16 protein-coding genes are annotated in these 19,289 nt (G+C 55.6%); 2 read left to right on the forward strand and 14 right to left on the reverse strand.

Annotation, left to right across the window (positions count from 1 at the left end; genetic code table 11):
• Nucleotides 1–44: 44 nt before the first annotated feature.
• A complete protein-coding gene (locus QLH52_RS06760; protein ID WP_319961014.1) occupies nucleotides 45–860 on the reverse strand; it encodes an oxidoreductase in 816 nt (271 codons plus the stop codon).
• A gap of 104 nt (nucleotides 861–964) precedes the next feature.
• Between QLH52_RS06760 and QLH52_RS06765 the strand changes: the two genes are divergently transcribed.
• Nucleotides 965–1,408: a winged helix-turn-helix transcriptional regulator gene (locus QLH52_RS06765; protein WP_319961015.1), complete on the forward strand. Its 444-nt coding sequence runs from the start codon at nucleotides 965–967 to the stop codon at nucleotides 1,406–1,408.
• A 142-nt stretch (nucleotides 1,409–1,550) separates the two neighbouring features.
• On the opposite strand, the gene QLH52_RS06770 is transcribed toward QLH52_RS06765, so the two are convergent.
• From QLH52_RS06770 to QLH52_RS06830, 13 genes are all read right to left on the reverse strand, one after another.
• The gene (locus QLH52_RS06770; protein WP_319961016.1) at nucleotides 1,551–3,035 is read right to left on the reverse strand and encodes a cobyric acid synthase; all 1,485 of its coding nucleotides are present in this window, start codon (nucleotides 3,033–3,035) and stop codon (nucleotides 1,551–1,553) included.
• Nucleotides 3,025–3,738, reverse strand: a complete 714-nt coding sequence (gene bluB, locus QLH52_RS06775) for a 5,6-dimethylbenzimidazole synthase (protein ID WP_319961017.1) — start codon at nucleotides 3,736–3,738, stop codon at nucleotides 3,025–3,027. The genes QLH52_RS06770 and bluB overlap by 11 nt, the downstream gene beginning before the upstream one ends.
• Nucleotides 3,735–4,457, reverse strand: coding sequence for an adenosylcobinamide-GDP ribazoletransferase (locus QLH52_RS06780; protein WP_171696961.1), 723 nt, complete (start codon nucleotides 4,455–4,457; stop codon nucleotides 3,735–3,737). The genes bluB and QLH52_RS06780 overlap by 4 nt, the downstream gene beginning before the upstream one ends.
• A gap of 2 nt (nucleotides 4,458–4,459) precedes the next feature.
• Entirely contained in the window at nucleotides 4,460–4,873 is a 414-nt protein-coding gene (locus QLH52_RS06785) for a TM2 domain-containing protein (protein ID WP_033157528.1), read from the reverse strand.
• 175 nt (nucleotides 4,874–5,048) lie between these two features.
• A complete protein-coding gene (gene cobT, locus QLH52_RS06790; protein ID WP_319961018.1) occupies nucleotides 5,049–6,089 on the reverse strand; it encodes a nicotinate-nucleotide--dimethylbenzimidazole phosphoribosyltransferase in 1,041 nt (346 codons plus the stop codon).
• A 7-nt stretch (nucleotides 6,090–6,096) separates the two neighbouring features.
• On the reverse strand, nucleotides 6,097–6,624 hold the full coding sequence (cobU, locus tag QLH52_RS06795) for a bifunctional adenosylcobinamide kinase/adenosylcobinamide-phosphate guanylyltransferase (protein ID WP_319961019.1): 528 nt from the start codon (nucleotides 6,622–6,624) through the stop codon (nucleotides 6,097–6,099).
• Nucleotides 6,617–7,060, reverse strand: a complete 444-nt coding sequence (locus tag QLH52_RS06800; RefSeq protein WP_319961020.1) for a universal stress protein — start codon at nucleotides 7,058–7,060, stop codon at nucleotides 6,617–6,619. Before QLH52_RS06800 ends, cobU begins: the two co-directional genes overlap by 8 nt.
• Nucleotides 7,061–7,068: 8 nt before the next feature.
• Nucleotides 7,069–7,578, reverse strand: coding sequence for a hypothetical protein (locus tag QLH52_RS06805; protein ID WP_319961021.1), 510 nt, complete (start codon nucleotides 7,576–7,578; stop codon nucleotides 7,069–7,071).
• 2 nt (nucleotides 7,579–7,580) lie between these two features.
• Nucleotides 7,581–9,467 carry an ATP-binding cassette domain-containing protein gene (locus tag QLH52_RS06810; RefSeq protein ID WP_319961022.1) on the reverse strand — a complete coding sequence of 629 codons (1,887 nt, stop codon included), beginning with the start codon at nucleotides 9,465–9,467 and terminating at the stop codon, nucleotides 7,581–7,583.
• A 291-nt stretch (nucleotides 9,468–9,758) separates the two neighbouring features.
• Nucleotides 9,759–12,056 carry a PKD domain-containing protein gene (locus QLH52_RS06815; protein ID WP_319961023.1) on the reverse strand — a complete coding sequence of 766 codons (2,298 nt, stop codon included), beginning with the start codon at nucleotides 12,054–12,056 and terminating at the stop codon, nucleotides 9,759–9,761.
• Between the two features lie 475 nt (nucleotides 12,057–12,531).
• Entirely contained in the window at nucleotides 12,532–15,639 is a 3,108-nt protein-coding gene (locus QLH52_RS06820) for an efflux RND transporter permease subunit (protein WP_319961024.1), read from the reverse strand.
• On the reverse strand, nucleotides 15,636–16,814 hold the full coding sequence (locus QLH52_RS06825; RefSeq protein ID WP_319961025.1) for an efflux RND transporter periplasmic adaptor subunit: 1,179 nt from the start codon (nucleotides 16,812–16,814) through the stop codon (nucleotides 15,636–15,638). Before QLH52_RS06825 ends, QLH52_RS06820 begins: the two co-directional genes overlap by 4 nt.
• Nucleotides 16,811–18,109 (reverse strand): efflux transporter outer membrane subunit, encoded by a 1,299-nt coding sequence (locus tag QLH52_RS06830; RefSeq protein ID WP_425257146.1) that lies wholly within the window; start codon nucleotides 18,107–18,109, stop codon nucleotides 16,811–16,813. The genes QLH52_RS06825 and QLH52_RS06830 overlap by 4 nt, the downstream gene beginning before the upstream one ends.
• Nucleotides 18,110–18,521: 412 nt before the next feature.
• Here QLH52_RS06830 and QLH52_RS06835 point away from each other — a divergent pair, with 412 nt between their 5' ends.
• On the forward strand, nucleotides 18,522–19,265 hold the full coding sequence (locus QLH52_RS06835; RefSeq protein ID WP_319961026.1) for a methylenetetrahydrofolate reductase: 744 nt from the start codon (nucleotides 18,522–18,524) through the stop codon (nucleotides 19,263–19,265).
• The last annotated feature ends 24 nt before the right edge of the window (nucleotides 19,266–19,289 follow it).

A 19,289-nucleotide genomic window follows, 5' to 3' on the forward strand; every position in this document is an offset into this window, starting at 1 on the left:
TCTATCGCGGGTTCGTAGCCAGTCACTTTTTCATCTTCCACGGTTCAAGTCGTTGTATTCTCCATTACAAATCCAGTTAGGGACAGTATCAATACAGGGAAGTTATTTTTGGCGAAATCCTTAGCGAGACCGCCAGCGGTATATCGGAGCTTGGGACGAGTCGCTCTGGCTGCTTTCAGCACCACATCGGCCACGACTTCCGGCTCGTCGGCAATAGCCATCACTTCCTCCAGCACCTTGTCCAAGACCACGCGGGTTTCGTGATACTCCTCAAGCCGCGAATCGGGCGCCAGCAGGTTCGCGTCGAACTTCGTCTTTGTGTATGCGGGCTCGATGACAGAGACTCGGATGCCTCTGGTACGCAACTCGTGATCCAGCGATTCCGAATAGCCTTCGATCGCGTGCTTGCTCGCGGCATAAATGGCCATATACGGCATCGGCAATACGCCAAGCACGGAGCCGATGTTGATGATGCGACCGCTGCCTTGGCGCCGCATATGGGGTGTAACGGCGCGAGTCATGCGGACAATGCCGAAGAAGTTCGTATCGAAAACCGACTGGGACTGTTCGATCGAACTTTCTTCCGCTCCGGCAGGAGCAACCCCGAAGCCTGCGTTGTTCACAAGCAGGTCAATGCGTCCTTCCCGTTGCATCACCTCGCTAACGGCGGCTTCGACGGAGGCATCACTAGTCACGTCCAGAGACAGCATCTGAAAAGGATGTCGATTCGTCTGGACGGCCCGTCTGCTGGTCCCGTAGACCTTGTAGCCAGCGGCCGTCAGCCGCAGAGCGGTTGCTTCGCCGATGCCCGAGGATGCGCCGGTAACCAGCGCGACACTAATATTTTGCTTAATACTCATAACTCAAATCTCCTTGCGGGGTGGATTGTCTATCATCTAAGTGTTACTATCATTTCGGTAGTCATGTTACTACCAATTTGAAAGCAAGTCACTACCAAAATTGTATGAACGATAAAAATATTTGTGATGACCCTTGTCCAATCGCGCGCTGCCTGGCTTTTCTGGGCGACGCATGGAGTCTTTTGATTCTGCGGGATGCCCATTTCGGCCTCACCCGCTTTGACCAGTTTCGGAAAAACCTGGGAATCGGACCCGCGATCCTGACCCGCAGATTGGCGACTCTGACAGCGGAAGGCTTGTTGGAAAAAAGGCTTTATTCGGAACGCCCGCCGCGTGAGGAGTATGTGTTGACTGCCGCCGGCCGCGATTTTCTGCCGGTGCTGTTCACGATGGGTGCCTGGGGACGTCAATATCGCGGCGAGGGCCGGCTGGTGCGCATCTTGGATGCCGAAACGGGGGCAGAAATCAGACCGGTGCTTGTGGATGAGGTCACCGGGATAAAGATCGGGAATCGGCCGATACGCATTGTCGAGCCGGATGGCGACTAGGGGTTATTGCCGCTTTGGCCTGCGCTTTTATTTGGTTGCCCAGTTAAAACGGCAACAGCCCTAATCAAACAAAGGGGTTTATGCAAAAAATCCGCTGCCGGAAATTGCGTATATTTCAGCCATTAGCCGCAATGGCTGAGCGTCAGCAAGCGCGTCGGGTAGATGCCGCCAATGCTTCCAGCAAGGTGAAATTGCAATGCGTTGCTAGGCAATCGGCCAGACGCTCGATGCCGGCTTCGCGCACCGCATTGAAATCCAGGGCTTGCGCTTGCCGATAGCCTGCCCAATGCAACAGCGCATCGCAGGCTGAGGGCAAATCGAATAAACCGTGCAGATAACTGCCCGCCACCTGCCCGTCTGCCGAAACGGCGCCATCGTGACCATCCGCTAGCGAAAATAAGGGTTGTGCCAGCGCCGGACCACTACTGACGCCCAGATGAATCTCGTAGCCGGCCACCTGTGTAGTTTGCCCATAAAACGTGCCGGTAGTTTGTTTCAAGCATTTTTCCGCTTGCAAAACCGTCTGCATATCCAACAAATCCAGACCGGCAGCACTACCGGCCGGACCTTCCAGCCCCAGTGGGTCGTCTATGCTTTTGCCCAGCATCTGAAAGCCGCCGCAAATCCCCAGCAGTTTGCCGCCGTAACGCAGATGGCGGGCAATAAATCTGTCCCAGCCTTGCTCCCTAAGACGGGCTAAATCACCACGCACCGATTTGCTGCCGGGTAGTACGATCAAATCGGCACCGATTACCTGATCCGGACTTTTCGCAAAGCTGACCTGAACCCCGGGATGCAATTGCAGTGGATCGAAATCGGTATGATTGCTGAAGCTGGGCAAATGCGGTACGACGATGTGAAACGCGCCGGTTTGGCCCTGTTGGGCATGCCGAATGGATAAAGCATCTTCGGCTTCCAGATAAAGATCGTGCAAATACGGCAGCACGGCCAACACCGGCTTCCCGGTTCGCTGTTCCAGCCAATCCAAGCCGGGTTTTAACAACGCAATATCGCCCCGGAAACGGTTGATGACAAAACCGATCACGCGCTGTTGTTCGCTTGCCGACAGCAGTTCCAGCGTGCCAACCAAGTGGGCAAACACGCCGCCGCGATCAATGTCGGCGATCAGAATCACCGGACAATCCACTGCTTCGGCAAAGCCCATATTGGCGATATCGCCTGCGCGCAAATTGATTTCGGCCGGACTGCCGGCACCCTCGACGATCAGCATCTGGTACTGAGCGCCCAAGCGTTGCCACGATTCCAGAACCGCTTGCTTGGCGATTTTTTTATAATCGTGGTATTGGCTGGCTGATTGGTTTTGCAGGACTTTGCCGTGAATGATCACTTGCGCGGTGGTGTCGGTATTGGGTTTGAGCAGCACCGGATTCATATCGCTATGCGGCGGCAAACCGCAGGCTGCGGCTTGTGCGGCTTGGGCGCGGCCGATCTCGCCGCCGTCTATGGTTACCGCGCTATTCAATGCCATGTTTTGCGGCTTGAATGGCGCGACGGCGATGCCTTGACGCCGGTAATAACGGCACAAAGCCGTCACCAAAGTGCTTTTGCCGGCATCGGAGGTGGTGCCTTGCACCATCAGGGCGTGGAAAGGCGGTTTAGGATGCATCGGGCCAGCCGTTTTCGTAGACAAATGCCGATAAGGGTTGCGGCGTTGCCCAGTTTTCCAGTTCCAGCATCGGTTTGGAATAGAACTCGGCGACATGGCCCAAGCAAAGCACCGCAATCGGCCGGCTGCCGGTGGGCATTTTCAATAGTTGCGCCAATGCATCCGGATCGAATAGCGATACCCAGCCCAGCCCCAGGCCTTCCGCGCGGGCTGCCAACCATAGGTTTTGAATCGCGCAGGCCGCCGAGGCCAGATCCATTTCCGGCAGTGTGCGCCGACCGAAAATGTGTTGCTCGCGCCGGTCCGGCAAAGCGACGATCAGCAATTCGCCGCAATCGAGTATGCCTTCCACTTTAAGCTTCATGAATTCGTCGTGCCTTTCGGCGAGGGCTTCGGCGGTAAGTTTGCGTTCCTGTTCGACCAGCGCGTAAATATCGTTACGTATGCGGCGATCAGTAATGCGGATAAAGCGCCAAGGCTGCATCAAGCCGACGCTACCGGCCTGGTGCGCGGCTTGTAATAGACGTGCCAGGACTTCGGCATCGACCGGATCGGAAAGAAAATGCCGCATGTCGCGGCGTTCGGCGATGGCGCGATAGACGCCGGCGAGTTGTTGGTCAGGGAAGCGGTGCGCAGCAGAGGCGTCTTGTGGTGCCGATTTGTGCTCGGGAGTTGCCGGCGAACGTGGCGATTGCTGTGTCATTGCAGCATGGCAACCATTAGCACGGCGGCTTCCGTTAGCTCGACCGCCGCACCGTAAACGTCGCCGGTTACCCCGCCCAAGCGCGAGACCGCGGTTTGCCGTACCCAAAATAGTACACCACCGGCGAACAGTACAGCCGGTAAACCTAAAAACACCGCGGCAGTCAGGACGCTAATCACCAACACCGCTTGGATATGCGCTCTTGGCAATTGTTGCAATAGTGCCTCGGCCAGGCCTTTTGGGCGAATATAGTCGGTTGTCAGCATCAAACCCAGAATTGCGGTTCGGCCTAAAACCGGGGCCAGCAGCAAGGGGGCGAGGCGAGTTTGCTCGAACATGGCGGTCAGTGCAGCAAACTTCAGGACTAAAACCAGCACCAGCAAACTAACCGCAATCGGCCCGGAGGCCGGGTCTTTCATGATTTGCAGGCTACGCTGTTTGTCGCCGTAGCCGCCGACCCAAGCATCGGCGCAATCGGCCAAACCGTCCAAATGCAGGCCGCCGGTCAGTAATACCCAGCCGGTCAAGACGATAGCCGCCAACAGCATGGGCGCACTGCCGGCAAACAGTATCGGCGGCAGGCTTAGGAGAACACCCAGTAGCAGGCCGACCGCTGGATAGTACAAAACCGAACGCCCCAGCAAGGGAGCGCCAGCCGCGTCACGACAGCTAACAGGTATGCGGGTCAGGAATTGCAAGGCAAGCAGAAAAGCATCCACGATTATTTAAGATGACGTCCCTTGGCATCTTTGTAGATATGGCCGGTTGCAATCAACACGCCTTCGATGAAGCCCCACATGACGCCAAAACCGCCGGTAACCAGCGTGACTACGGCTTGGGTGAAGCCGAGGAAATAGAAGCCCAGATAAATGCGATGCAAGCCGATCGCGCCGAACGCAATCCCCAACAAAGCCGCGACCAACTTGCTTTTGACTGGCTTGGCTTCCATCAAATATGCGCCGACCAGGCTGACGTCGGTGACTTTATCTTCGTCGTGATCGAAATCTACATCGTCGCCGACTTTGGGCGGCGCTTCCGATGTCCATTGATCCAGGTGGAATTCGTAGAATTGACCTTCGTATTTGATCACGCCGGTCTGGCATCTTTCATCGTAACTTTCTATGTGTCCTAGCATGTTGTTTACCAAATCAGTTGTATGTTTTTATTATTATGTGCACCTGCCGTTAGGACAGTTGCCGGTCGCAAAGCAAGCTCGACGTCAGCCCAGCTTATTTTTCGCGGCTAATGATACGGGAAAGCCCAAGGCCCCGCCATTGCGCCTGACGCAGATTGCCAACGTAAAACCTATTTCAGGCAGTAGAGACTTGCGCTTGACTGAATGTGGCCATTTCATTGTGTAAACGACAGGCCATTTGCAGTAAGGGTACCGCCAACACCGCGCCGCTACCCTCGCCCAGGCGCATCTGTAGATTCAACAACGGCTGAGCGTTCAAGGCTTGCAGGATGCGGGCATGGCCTTTTTCCGCAGAACAATGGCCGTAAAAAAACCAGTCCACGCAGCCGGGATTGATTCCCACCGCCAGCAACGCCGCGACACTGCTGATAAAGCCATCTATCAACACCGGCAAACCTTGCTGGGCGGCGCTGATATAGGCTGCGGTGAGAGCGGCGATTTCAAAACCGCCCAAGGTTTTTAAAATATCCAAAGGCGTCTGCAAAGCAGCTTGGTGGTGCTGCAAGGCCGAGTCGATAACACCGGCTTTGTGGTCGATTTGTCCAGCGTTCAAACCGGTGCCGGCACCGGTAATCTCGGCGGCCGGTATCCGCAAACTGGCGGCCGCCAAAGCGCTGGCGCTGGTGGTATTGGCGATGCCCATTTCCCCGCCGATAAACAAATCGGCGCCGTTCGCCACCGCCCGCTCGACGGCAGCCCGGCCGGCGGCCAAGGCGATAGTTAACTGTTCGTCGTTCATCGCCGCTGTCCGGGAGAAATTGGCGGTGCCGGCACCGGCTCGATGGCTGATTACATTGGGTAAGGCCATTGGCTGCAATAGACCGACATCGACGACTTCGAAATAGGCATCGACATGCCGGGCCAGCACATTCACCGCGGCACCGCCGGCCGCGAAGTTTTTGACCATTTCCATCGTTACCACTTGCGGAAATGCCGAGACGCCTTCCTCGGCAATGCCGTGATCGGCGGCAAATATGCTGATATGGATTTTTTCCAGTTTAGGCATTGCCCGGCGCTGCATCGCCGCCAACCTGACCGCGCAATCCTCCAGCAACCCTAGGGAGCCGGGCGGCTTGGTTAATTGCGCTTGCCTGCTTAAAGCTTGTTGGTAATAAGCGGCATCAGGCGCGGCAATCGGCGCGGATAAACTGTTCATAATCAAATTACAGGGTTTTGAGGATTTGCGGCAAACCGGCGGTGACCAGCACCACCTTGTCGCTGATTTGCGCGAGTCTTTGATGTAAAAAGCCGGCTTCATCGACGAATCGGCGGGTCATGGCGTCGGCGGCTACAACACCCAGGCCCACTTCGTTGCTGACCATAATCACCCGTTGCCTGCCGGTCGCCAGTACGGCGCATAAGGCATCGGCTTGTTGCTGATAGCGCTGTTCTTGTAGATTACCTTGTTTATCGAATAACACATTGCATAACCAAAGCGTCAGACAGTCCACCAGCAAGCAATGTTGTTTGCCGGCATAGTCGCCAATCACATCCGCCAAGGCGATGGGTTCTTCAACGGTTAACCAATGCGGCGGCCGGCGTTGTTGATGGTGCTGGATGCGGCTGTGCATTTCGTCGTCACCGGCTTCAGCGGTGGCGATGTAGACCACGGGCAGGCCGGAGGCCAAAGCCTGTTGCTCGGCATAGCGGCTTTTACCGGAACGGGCGCCGCCCAAAACCAGCTCAATCATCCGCTAACCGCACCGCCAGTACGTCGCATTTAGCGTGATGCAGCACGCCGTTGGCAGTAGAGCCGAGTAACAAAGCAAAACCATGGCGGCCGTGCGAACCTACGACAATCAAGTCGGCCTGAATCTCTTCGGCTACCCGGACGATTTCCAGTTTGGGGCTACCCATTTCCAGATGTTGCCGTTCGGTAGGGACATTCAGTTTTTCGCCCAGCTCGTGCAGGCGTTTCTTGGTGGCATCCATCAGTTCCTGGGTCAGATCCACATCGAAGGGAATGATGGGGCCATAGGCCGGATCGGTAATCGGCAAATTATCGACCACATGTACCAAGCTCAGTTGGGCAGCGTTTTGCGCGGCGATTTGCCTGGCTTTTTCCGCAACTTGACCGCCATGTTCAAAAAAATCGGCCGCCAATAAAACATGTTTATAAATCGACATAATTCCTCCTAATCGCTAACGGCGATCTCGGTAAACAACAAAGTCATGACCTGTGTGGAAATCAGTATATATAAAAAAGCCAACGCCAAGCCGAACATCAACGGCCTATCCAGGGCATGCCGAAAAATATTGCCGTTAACCAGCCAATGCCAGCCCATCAGAGCTATCATCGCGATATAGGCCACCTGACTGATCTGGGTATACAGACTGGCGACCGCCGGAATGGCGCACAGACTAATCACCACATCGGAACCCAGTAATGCCGTCAGAGTTTGCGGAAAACGGGCGGTTTTCCCGGAAAAATAGAGTAGCGGATAGCAAAAACCTATCATCAACACCGTCTCGGTTGCAATTTGCAGCAGGGCATGCGACCAATCGCTATCCAGCAGCAAAATCAATAGATTAACCAGCAAATAGGGTATGAACATCAGCCGCATTAACCAAGGCGACGCCGGCACATCCTGCGGGCCTTTGCGCATAATGCAAATCTCAAAAAACAACACCATCAGTTGGTACATGATCACTCCGCTTGTTGTAGGTTTTCCTCCGCTGCCAGCCAATCCATTTCTGCCTGTTCCAGCGCGCTATCGATTTGGCCTTTCCGGCTCAGTAACTGCTTTAATTGTTCCTTATATTCCTCGGCATAAATGGCCGGATCGGCCAATTGTTCTTCCAGATCGCGCTGTTGCTGATGAAACTTTTCCACCGCCGCTTCGGCTTTTTTCACGGCGTCCAACAATGGTTTTAAACGCTGCCGACGCTCCGCATCGAGTTTACGCTGATCCTTGCGCGACACCCCGCCGCCATTCTCGTTGGCGACCGGTTCGTCGCCCGCTTTCTTTTGTTCGGCCAACCATTGCTTGTAATCGTCCAAATCCCCGTCGAACGGCTGGATTTTGCCGCCAGCCACCAATAACAGTTGGTCGGTCACGGAACGCAGTAAATGCCTGTCATGCGAAACTACCACCAGAGCACCCTGGTATTCCTGCAAAGCCACGCTCAGCGCGTGGCGCATTTCCAAATCCAGATGGTTGGTCGGTTCGTCCAACAGCAGCAAATTCGGATTTTGATAAACTAACATCGCCAGCACCAAGCGGGCTTTTTCGCCGCCGGAAAACGGTCCGACCGGATCGTTGACCTTGTCGCCGCGAAAATCGAAGCCCCCCAAAAAATTGCGCAAATCTTTCTCAGTCGCTTGTTTATCCAGCTTTTGCAGATGCCAGAGCGGGCTTTCTTCCAGGCTTAGCAATTCCAATTGATGCTGAGCGAAATAGCCGATATGCAAATCCTGAGCGGTTTGTAGCTTACCAGTCAATGCCGGCATTTGCCCGGAAAGTACTTTGATCAGGCTGGACTTGCCGGCGCCGTTGGGCCCGAGCAGGCCGATACGGTCGCCTGGCGCAATCGACAGGCTGGCGTTTTTAATCACCACTTTATCGCCGTAGCCGATGTCGGCTTCTTCGATTTTCAGCAGTGGATTGGGCATTTTCTTCGGCGGTGGAAAACTAAAACCAAACGGTGAATCGACATGAGCCTGAGCGATCAACTCCATGCGTTCCAAAGCCTTGATACGGCTTTGCGCCTGTCTGGCTTTGGTGGCTTGCGCTTTAAACCGGTCGACAAAACTTTGGATATGGGCAATTTCGCGCTGCTGCTTTTCGTAGGCGGTTTGTTGTTGAGCCAGTTTTTCGGCGCGCATGCGTTCGAAGTCGGAATAATTGCCCGTGTATATTTCGGCTCTGTTTTGCTCGATATGCACGATGTGGTCGGTGATGGTGTCCAGAAAATCCCGATCATGGGAAATCAACAGCAGCGTGCCGGGGTACTTGCCGAGCCAATCCTGTAGATAAATCACTGCGTCCAAGTCCAAGTGGTTGGTGGGTTCGTCCAAAAGTAAAACATCGGAACGACACATCAGCGCTTGCGCCAAATTTAAACGCATACGCCAACCACCGGAGAATGAGCTGACCGGCCGGCTTTCTTGCTCGGTGCTAAAACCCAGACCGTTTAACAAACGCGAGGCCCGAGCTTGCGCCGTGTATCCACCGACATGATCCAAAGCAGCATGCAGCTCCGCTAATTTGATGCCGTCATGCGCTTGTTCGGCCGTATGTAATTTTGCCTGCAACGCACGTAACTCTCTGTCGCCGTCCAGCACATAATCGATGGCTGAACATCCCAAGGCCGGGGTTTCCTGGGCGACATGCGCGATTTCCAGATTCGGCGGCATGGAAAAATCACCTTCGTCGGCATGTAATTCACCGCGCAATAATGCAAAAAGGCTGGATTTTCCGGCACCATTGGCTCCGGTCAGACCAATTTTTTGGCCTTTATGTATCGTGAAAGAGGCCTCGCTAAACAGCAAACGGTTGCCGCGACGGATGGCGATGTTTTTGAAATTGAGCATGATGGTCAAAAGTTGGCTGGGTGCGACGCCGCACAATAGGGGAATTTTAGCGCGGCAGGGGGTTGCGCGTCTTTTGCAGTTTACTTGACGACGCATAGCCGGCTATTTGCGGGCTTGGTGTTGAGCCGGGCAATAGAAGCTTTTGGGAGAGGAGGAATAAGCCGCTAGGGGATGTAAGCGGGAGCGGCAATGTTTTTAAGGCTATCCCGATTTCGGATGAATTATCGTCAACCGGGACAACTCCGGAATACGTCGGGGACGGCCAAGAACCAGCCGCCCCCGAGCATTAAATTACCAGGACAAACTGCGTGAAATAGCGCCACTACCATCGTACAAGTAGCCATTTTTAACTACCTTGGTGACGGTGAACGCGCAAGTACCCTTGCTGTTGCTAGGTAACAGGGCACTGCTCAAACTGGTCGAGCCCTTTGTACCGGTAATGGAATAGCTTGCCCCGGTCACATTAGTTTTGCTGGTGCCCGAGGTGACTGAGCCACTCCAAGTACCATAAACGCCGGCACCGGTAATGGTCGATGTTCCGGATTTAACGGTAATGTTGGCGACGCATTGCGATTTACCTCCGCTTAACAATTTTCGAGTCATCACGGTACTGGCAACTTTCATATTCATCGCTACGACACTTTGCGCCGCTTGAATACTTTGTGTAGTACTGGTTTTCAAACCGCTGCTATCGGTAACGGTTAGTGTTGCGGTATAGGCGCCAGGGGTATTGTAGATGTGGCTGACCGATGTGCCAGTAGTTGCCGCAGAACCATCGCCGAAATTCCAGGCGTATGAAGAGATCGAGCCGTTTTTAGTGCTTGAGCCGGCACCATTCAACGTAACATTAAGCGGAGCGTCGCCGACAGTTGGCAGGGCCGTGATCACCGCTGAGGGTGGCACCAAAGCTACAACCGGGTAATTGCCGGTAATTTGGTATTGACCAAGGCTGCCGTAGTCAGAGTAGCCCGTAGTTAAATCGCCTTTGCCTACCCCTTCGATTTTCAGGAAATATTTTCCGGCGTTGAGCGAGACGTTTAAGGATGCCGCCAAGCTGTCCACCGGATTGGCTTGGGCCACCGTTTTGCCTTGCGCGTCAATTAACGTTAACAACACATCCAAATTGGGCGCTATTGCATCGGGTGTAACATTGAACTGCGCGCTGCCCCCGCCGGTTGAAAATACGAAAACGTCGACGTCCGTTGTGCGCTCGATGATGCCACTTTGTGAAACCGCACTGGCGTCGCCGGCTAATGGTGCCGCACTGGCAGTTGTATCCGGGAAGTCATCGGGCCGCACAGACGCACCCGCAGCGTTTATTACTGCAAGATCATCCTGTAGATTGTTGGCGCCCGGATACTCGCCTTTACTCCATTGTGCGACAGGTTTGTAGTAGCCCACTCCCATGATCGGCGCCCAGCCGGTAGCACCGCTACCATGGCCGGCATAGTAGCCGGTGCTGGCATTGCCATCATGATTGAGGTTTAAGTTATGCCCTACTTCGTGTGAAATAGCTTCTGCAACATATTTGGGATAACCGTTGCCCAGTTTGTCGAAGAATACCCAGGCGGGCCGATAGCGTTCCGGGTAGGCGGCTGAATAATATGAAAACACATTAACGTAAGCCACGCCGCCGCATGTCTGGTTGCAAAGTTCCGGCATAGACCGGGTAACCACGGCTCGAGTGCCGTACTGAATGTCACTGGTGCTACTGCGCCTCAAGGCATCCAAAGTGGGCTCCTGGGTCGTCACGTCAACATCGAATGGGGCGTAGTCTTCCGCTACCCGTTGCCATATTTCCCGAATGTTATTTAATTCCGTAGTGCTGAAAGCGCCCGGGTTGCCATCTATATCATAGGCTTGAGCGGTAAGCGTAGTCATACTCCAGGCCGTGTTGGTCGCGACGTGACCATTGAAATCCAAATAAATAACGCGATTGGAACCAGGCTTGCTGTGCAGGGCGAATGGGTCGGCAGTTGCCGTACTGGCTACGCCGCTACCTGCGCTGGTGACCGTGGCGGTTTCTTGCTCGCCTTGTCCTTGAGTGATTTTGGTATGCTCGTCGATATAAAGCAGGCGGCCGCTTTCATCGATCCAGGCCGACGCATCGGTGCGCAATATATCTTCCAGGCGTTCGCTGGACATGTCGTAGGCTTTCGCCACATCCCCCAGCTTGTCGCCCAATGCGTCGATAGCTGCCTGACCGTTCTTTTTGCCTGTTAGCGTAATTTGCGGAAATGCCATTTCAGTTTCCGCTTCGGCCAAGTCGGTAATCTTGGCTGATGAACTTTGCGATTTTGCCCTGACCACGTCGAAGGGGTTTTCCATGCCCGACCCGTTTAAACCCGAGACAAATGCTTGAACCCGGCCATCGGCAAGCAGGGTCAGCCCGTAGTTATAACCGATCAAAGCGCTTTCGGCTTCTTGTTGCGAAGAAAAGTACAGTGGCTCTGCAGATATGCCGGCGGCTGAAGCGGGTAATTCGGTACTCAAATCATTTTCGATGGTCGCTTTCTGCTCAATCGGCGGCGTGGCGCAACCCACTAAGGTAGTGATGACGGCGGATGCGATGAATGTCTGTTTGTTCATGGTGGACTCCCGTGTATGGAAAGATCACTGTACCCATTCTCAAAATCGGCAGGCACAGGCGAGTAATACTGACGACAAAGTAAAGAACAATGTGCCCAAAAATTCTGAGATCAGAGTGGCTATTTTAAAAAGAACGGAAAAAACTGAACGGCGCCGACCTTTCCCAAGGTAACTCATAATAATACCTAAGCGCCGCTCCCCTGAAAGCGCGGGCCCTTTGCAATCACCTTACTAGATCCGCGCATACACAACGATGACAAATGTTTTCAGACCTCCCTAAAGCTATGTTTTGGTAAATGAAAATACCCGTCACTGCCACCGTACCTCGCAGCATAACACCGGCTTGATAGGATTGCCTTACAACGCGAATCCGCCGCTAATTTAGTAAGCGGTGGCAACATCGCTACCTGCCAAAAACCCCCGCCACCAATGTATCAGGCCAAACTTCCCGCTTTGGTTTTTACCTAGATACCACCTATCGTCTGGCCCCCAAAATCGCATAGCAAACCGGTGTCAAAATCAAGCTGGCTGCCATCCCGATCAACAGGCCGGCCGACAGCGACAAAGTCATCGGAATCAGGAACTGCGCTTGCTGGCTGGTTTCCAGTAAGGTCGGCAAAAAACCGGCAAAGTTGGTTAGAAAGGCCAGCAAGATCGGCCGAAAACGGGCGATACAGGCGGCGCTGATCAGCTGTTCCACCGGGGTATCCTCGTCGCCGTGCTGACGAATATAATCCAGCAGCACCAGGCTATCGTTTACCACCACGCCGCTAGCCGCAATCATGCCCACTAACGATTCCATCGACAAGGGCAGTCCGGCCGTCCAATGCGCCAGCACAGCGCCGCTCCAGGCCACCGGCGCGGCCAACAGAAAGATCAGCGGTTTGCTGTAAGATTTAAACGGCACCGCGATCAAAGCATAGATCACCAACAGCGCGATCAAGGTATTTTTACCGAAGGCCGCCAGCATCGCTTCCTGTTCCTGGCGCTGTTGGCCGATTTGCACATTCAATCCGGGAAACGCCTGCTCCAGATCCGGCAAAGCACTGTTCTCCAGCTCGGCGTAAATGCCGTTGACATCGGCCTTGGTCGGATCGACGCGGGCCTGCACCTTCAACACCCGATGCCGGTCTTCGCGATTCAGCCGGGAATAGCCTTGCACCAGCTTGATCTCGGCCAGATCGTTCAGCGGTACGCTGCTGCCGTTCGGCAGGCGCACCGGTTGCGCCTTCAACGCATCCAGCGATTGCCGTTGTTCCAGAGGATAGCGCACCATCACTTTCACTTCGCGGCGGCCGCGCAGGAAGCGGTGTACCTCCTCGCCGTAATAACCCTGGCGGACTTGTTCGGCCAGTTGTTCCAGGCGCAAGCCCAGGCGCTCGGCTTCCGGCTTCAGCGCTAGCCGTACTTCCGGTTTGCCCGGTTCGGAAGAGTCGATCACATCGTAAACCCCGGGAAACGTCGCCAATGCCGTTTTGAGTTGCTCGGCGGCGGGTTGCAGCAGGCTTGGGTCGCCGGCGCCCAGTAGCAACTCTATGTCGTAAGGCACATCGCCTTCTTTATAAATAAAATCCACCTTGCCCCGGCCAATATCGCCGATCCGTTGCCGCCAGTCGCGGATGAAGTCTTCAACTTTCAAACGCCGGCGGCCTTCTGCCGAGAATTCCAACCAAATACCGGCGCCATGCTCCCAAATAATCGTTTCCACACCGACGATCACACTGTGGTCGTTGGCATGAGCGGCTTGCATGTTTTGCCGGCTTGCTGGATCCACGCCGTCCAGTTCGTCGCGTAAAGCAAACAGGGCTTTTTCCACTTGGGTCGCCAGTGCTTGAGCCTCGCTGTAGGGCGCACTCTGCGGCAATTGCATCGATACCCAAAAACTGTCCTTGGTGACATCCGGATTAATCGACTGCCGCACCCGGTCGCTCAGCACCAAGGCCGTGCAAATTGCCAGCAGGGCGATGAACAAGGCCACGGTCAAATAGCGCCAAGCCAGTGCCGTTTCCAACAGCGGCTGGTAAACACGCACGACGAAACGATCCAAGCTCTGATTCATTCGCTCGCGCAAGCGTTGTAAACGGCCGGGTTTGGCCTGGGTATCGATGTCGCCGACCAGATGCGACGGCAAAATCAGCAAGGCTTCGATTAGCGAGAACACCAGCGTCAAGATCATCACCAGGCAAATCGGCCGCATCAGTTGCCCTGCCCAACCCGGTAAAAATAGGCCGGGCAAAAACGCTACCAGTACGATTAATACCGACAGGCTCACCGGCAGCGCTACCTCCTGTACCCCCTTTATCGTCGCTTGCAGCGGCGAATACCGGCCTTCTATCTGCCGGCTATGCACACTTTCGCCGATGATGATGGCGTCGTCCACCAAGATGCCCATCGCCAGCAAGAAACCGAATAAGGACAGCATATTCAAGGAAATATCCAGGGCCGGCATCAGCCAAAACGCACCCAGCACCGAAGTAAAAATGCCGACGCCGGCCCATAGCGCCACCCGCAGCCTTAAGAACAAGGTCAGCACCAAACAGACCAGCACGAAGCCGCTCAAGCCATCTTCCAATAGCGTGCCGATGCGCTCGTCGTAAGCTTGTGAATCGTCCCACCAGGTAATCAGACGCAAGCCGTCCGGCAATTGCCCGCGCATCTCTTCGACATACGCTTTGACGCGCCGCGCCACCGCCACGCTGTCCTGTTCGGCGTGAATCTCCCAACCCTGCGCAGTTTCGCCATTGTGATGCCAGGCCCATAAGCGTTCTTCCAGGCCGTCCTTGATGGTGGCGATTTGCTCAAGCCGCACCCGGTTGCCGTCCGGCAAAGTCTTGACGATCAACGCGCCGACGGCGTCGGCATCGCGGGCCCGGCCGCTGACGCGCAGTTGCAGTTCGCCGTCAGGATTCTTGATCAGGCCACCCGGCAGATCCACCGAGGCCTTACGCAAGGCTTGCGCTACGTCGTCCAGCGTCAGCTGATATTTGCGTAATTGGTGCGGCAACACTTCGATGTCGATTTCATAGGCCAGCTCACCGTAGTTACGCGCGCGGCTGACGCCCGGAATCGCCGCCAGTTGTTCCTGAATCCGGTCGCCGTAGCGTTGCAGGGTGGCGGCATCGGTAGCGCCGTGCAAGGCCAGCCAGATCACACCGTCGTCGTCGTCCCGGCCAGCCGGCAACACCTGGATTTTTTCCAGCTGTTTCGGCAGGCGCGGAATGGCTTCCACCCGGCTTTGCAGGGTTGCCATCATCTGATTTCGGTCATGGTCCGGCAGAATTTCAACTTCGATCTTGCAGTTATCGCCCCTAATCTCGCCGTGCAGATGTTTAACGCCCGGCACATCATGGATCGCTTCCTCAATCGGTACGCATACCGATTCCTCGACTTCCGAAGGACCGGCGCCTGGGAATACCGCGTCGATCACGATGATATTGGGGCTGAAGCGCGGAAATACTTCTTTATCGATACCGAGCACACCCAGCACGCCGCCGGTCAGAATCAGTAGCATCAACAGATTGGCGGCGACCGGATTGCCGGCGAACCAAGCCAATAAACCGAAACGCTGGTTGGTGGGCATCATGGGGCAGCGTCAGGCAGCGCTTCGACTGCGGTGACTTTCATGCCGGCCACCGCCACCGGCAGTTCCGACACCACCACCCGCTCGCCAGGGTTCAAGCCGGCGCTGACGACGACACGCTCGGCGTCGTGGCGCAGCACTTGCAGCTGGCGGATTTCCAAGCGTTGCTCGGCGTCGACCAATTTGGCTTGTTGCAAACCGTTCAAAGCCGTGCGCGGCAAGCTAAACAAACCTTCCCGGAGCACGCCTTCGATCTCGGCTTGCACGAATAACCCGCTCAGCAAGGGCGGCCTATCCGCGCCTTCCCGGAACGGCTCGGCGACTTGCGCGACCAGATAAAGCTGGCCGCTGTTGTCGTCCAGCGCCGCTTCGCTGCGGACGATGCGGCCTTGCCAGCTATGCGGTTTGCCGGCCAGTTCCGCGCGCAAGGTCACCGCCGGCCAGTGGCCGGTCTTACCATGTTGCCCCAAGGGCAGTTCCAAAAAGGCCAGTTGCTCGGTGCTGATCGGCAGACGTACTTCGGCGACATCGCTGGCATAAATCCGTGCTATCACTGCGCCTGATGGCAGATATTGACCCAAACCTGCTTGCTTGCTGAGCACCCGGCCGGCAAACGGTGCCCGCAATTCGCAGCGGCTGCGATTGAGTTTGGCCTTGGCCAGATCGGCTTCGGCGGCCTTGAGCTTGGCTTGCGCCTCGGCCAATTGCGGCTTACGCAGCGCCAACGCTGTCGGCTCGCCTTCGCCCAACGCTTGCCATTCGCTGTGTGCCTGCTCGACTTGCGCCTGTTCGTTGATCAAGACCCGCTGGGCCTCGGCCAGCTGGGCTTCGGCGGCAACGATGGCGTAATCGTAATCGCGCGGGTCTATGGTCAGCAGCAATTCGTTGGCGGCAAAGAAACCACCGGCAGCCATCGCCGAATGTACCTGCGCTACTTTACCGCCCACTTCGGTGACCAAGTCAATAGTCTCGCGCGGCGCGACCACGCCTTGGGACATGACGTTCAGCCGCAAGCTTTGCGGCTCGACACGAACCACATTGACCTTGGGAATCGTCGGCTCGGCATTTTGCTGAACGGTTTGCGGCTTGCCGGCGATAATCGCCCAGGCCGCGCCGGCCGCCGCCAGCAATACCAGAATCGGTAACAGGATTTTTAAATTGAGTGCTTGCGGATTCAAACGCCACCGCCTAATGCCAGATAGAGGTTGATACGATTGTTTAATAATTGCCGCTGTACGGCCAGGTGAGCGCTTTGCGCATTGAGGGTGCTGCGGTAGCTGTCGAGTAAAGTCAGGATTTCGATCAAACCCTGCCGGTAGGAATACACCGCCAGCTTACGGCTGGCCTCGGTTTGCTCGACGGCTTCGCGCAAGGCCTGTTCCTGGGTGCGCAGCCAGGCTTCGGCGGCCAGCGCTTGCTCGACTTCGCGAAAGGCGTTTAAGGCCACACTTTGGTATTGGTTAAACGCTTCCTGGACTTTAGCTTCATTAAAGCGAATTTCGCCTTGCAGCCGGCCGCCGGTCAATAGCGGCTGGGCCAGGCCGGCGGCTAAATTCCAGGCCGCCGCGCGCGGGTCGATGATCTCGGTCAAGGCCGCGCTGCTGGAGCCGCCGGCGCCGGTTAGCGTCACCCGCGGCAGCAAGGCTTTTTCGGCGCTTTCCAGGCGCGAGTCGGCGGCCCGCAAGCGTTTGAATGCGGCGATGACGTCCGGGCGGCGTTCCAATAGCTCGGCCGGCAAACCGGCGCTCAAGGTTTCCGGCGGCTGCGGTAATTGGAATGTCGCGTCGAATTCTTGTTTAGCTGGATCATTACCCGGATACCGGCCCAGCAAGGTTTGCAGGCGCTTACCGATTAATTGCGCATCATTTCTAGCCTGCGCCAGTTGCGCTTGGGCATTTGCCAGATCGGTCAGCACCAAGCGCAAATCCAGGCCGCGGGTCAAACCTCTGTTGAAACGGCCGCGTACCAGATCGACAATGGTGCCGCGGTCCTTGACCGACTGTGCCGCCACCGTCGCTTGCCATTGCGCTTCAGTGAATTCGAAATAGGCTTGGGCAATCCGTGCGGCCAGCGATAATTGCGCGGCGCGATAATCGTCGCCAGTCGCTTCGGCTTCGGTTTCCGCCGCTTGTTGTCCGGCCTTGATTCGGCCCCAGACATCCAGCTCCCAGCTCAGATTGAACAGCGCCGTAAACGCGCCGGATTCGCTGCTTTCGCCACCCATATTGGACTTTGCGCGTTGATAGCCGGGTGTTAACGACAATTGCGGCCAGCGGCCGGAACCGGCGATAACGGCTTGTTCGCGTGCCGCATCGACCCGGGCCGCGGCACTTTTTAAATCAAAGTTATCGGCCAGGCCGTTGTTTACCAACCTGGTCAAATGCTCATCATTAAAGGCCGCCAACCAGCTCGTTGCGGCTGCTTCGGCAAAATGGCCGTTGCTGCTCCAGTGTGGTGGTGCCTGAAAAGCCAAAGCATTTGGGTCCCGAGGCGCGGGTGCATCACAGCCAACGGTCCATAGCGCCGATAGAGCTGACAAAATCCATAACATCGGGCGGCAAGGTTTGGCGGGCATTAGGGCGGGAATGGCAGAAAAAATCCGATGAATAGAGGCGCGGTTATTGAGTAAGACGTTCAAACAGGCCAAATCCCCACCGCAAGCGAAAAATAATAGAGGCAATCCACTCGCCGCGATAGCTTGGGACTGACTAATTGTTCAGCAAGCCCGCTGGGTCGAAATTATTCCGCCTCTTGGTGCTTAAGCTGCGTTAACCCACTCAAAGAAATCGGCCATGTCCGCCGGGCTTTGTTTTTACTGCGTTACAATCCATACTTTGCGCATCGCGCACGTTTCCCGTCAAATCTTTTAACTACCCAGCCACACGATGAATATTTCGTTTGAAATCGTCCCGCGCAGCCTAGAGGCTTTCGACGAGCAATACGCCTTTGTGCAAACTTTGGACAAAGGCATCAACATCATTAATGTCCCGGACATCCAACGCTTCGATACCCGCAGCTGGGAATTGGCAACCCGCGTTGATCGAAGCAAATACCGCTTTATTCCGCATTTTCGGGCGATAGACTTCAAAATCGACAGCGGCGAACTCTACCGCATCATCGAAGAATACGCGCTAGACAGCGTGTTGTTGGTGTCCGGTGATCCGCCGGAAGGTTTGAAGCGGTCGTTTTACAATACCGATGTGGTGGATTTGATTCGAGCTGTGCGCCAGCGTTTCCCAAATCTGAACATATACGCCGGCTTCGACCCGCATCGCAGCGGTGTGCAGGATGAATGCAATTACATCCAACGCAAGGTCGATGCCGGCGCCGGCGGGTTCTTCTCGCAGCCGTTCTACGACAGCCGCATGATCGACATCTACGCCGAGCACATGCAAGACCTGGAAACCTATATCGGCATTAGTCCCATCACCAGCAAGGCCTCCATGAACTATTGGGAAGTGAAAAATAAGGTGAAGTTTCCGAAGCGTTTTCGGCCGGATTACGACTGGAACGTTGAGTTTGCCAATGGCGTGATTGCCTCGGCGGCGGCGAATGGTTTGAATGTCTATTTCATGCCGATCCGGATTGATTTGGCGCGGTATTTTGGGGCGATTAAATTGGGCGGGTAATGTTGACACCAGCAATAGTTCCCT

The sequence above is a fragment of the Methylomonas defluvii genome (genome assembly GCF_033949435.1).
GTDB lineage: Bacteria > Pseudomonadota > Gammaproteobacteria > Methylococcales > Methylomonadaceae > Methylomonas > Methylomonas defluvii.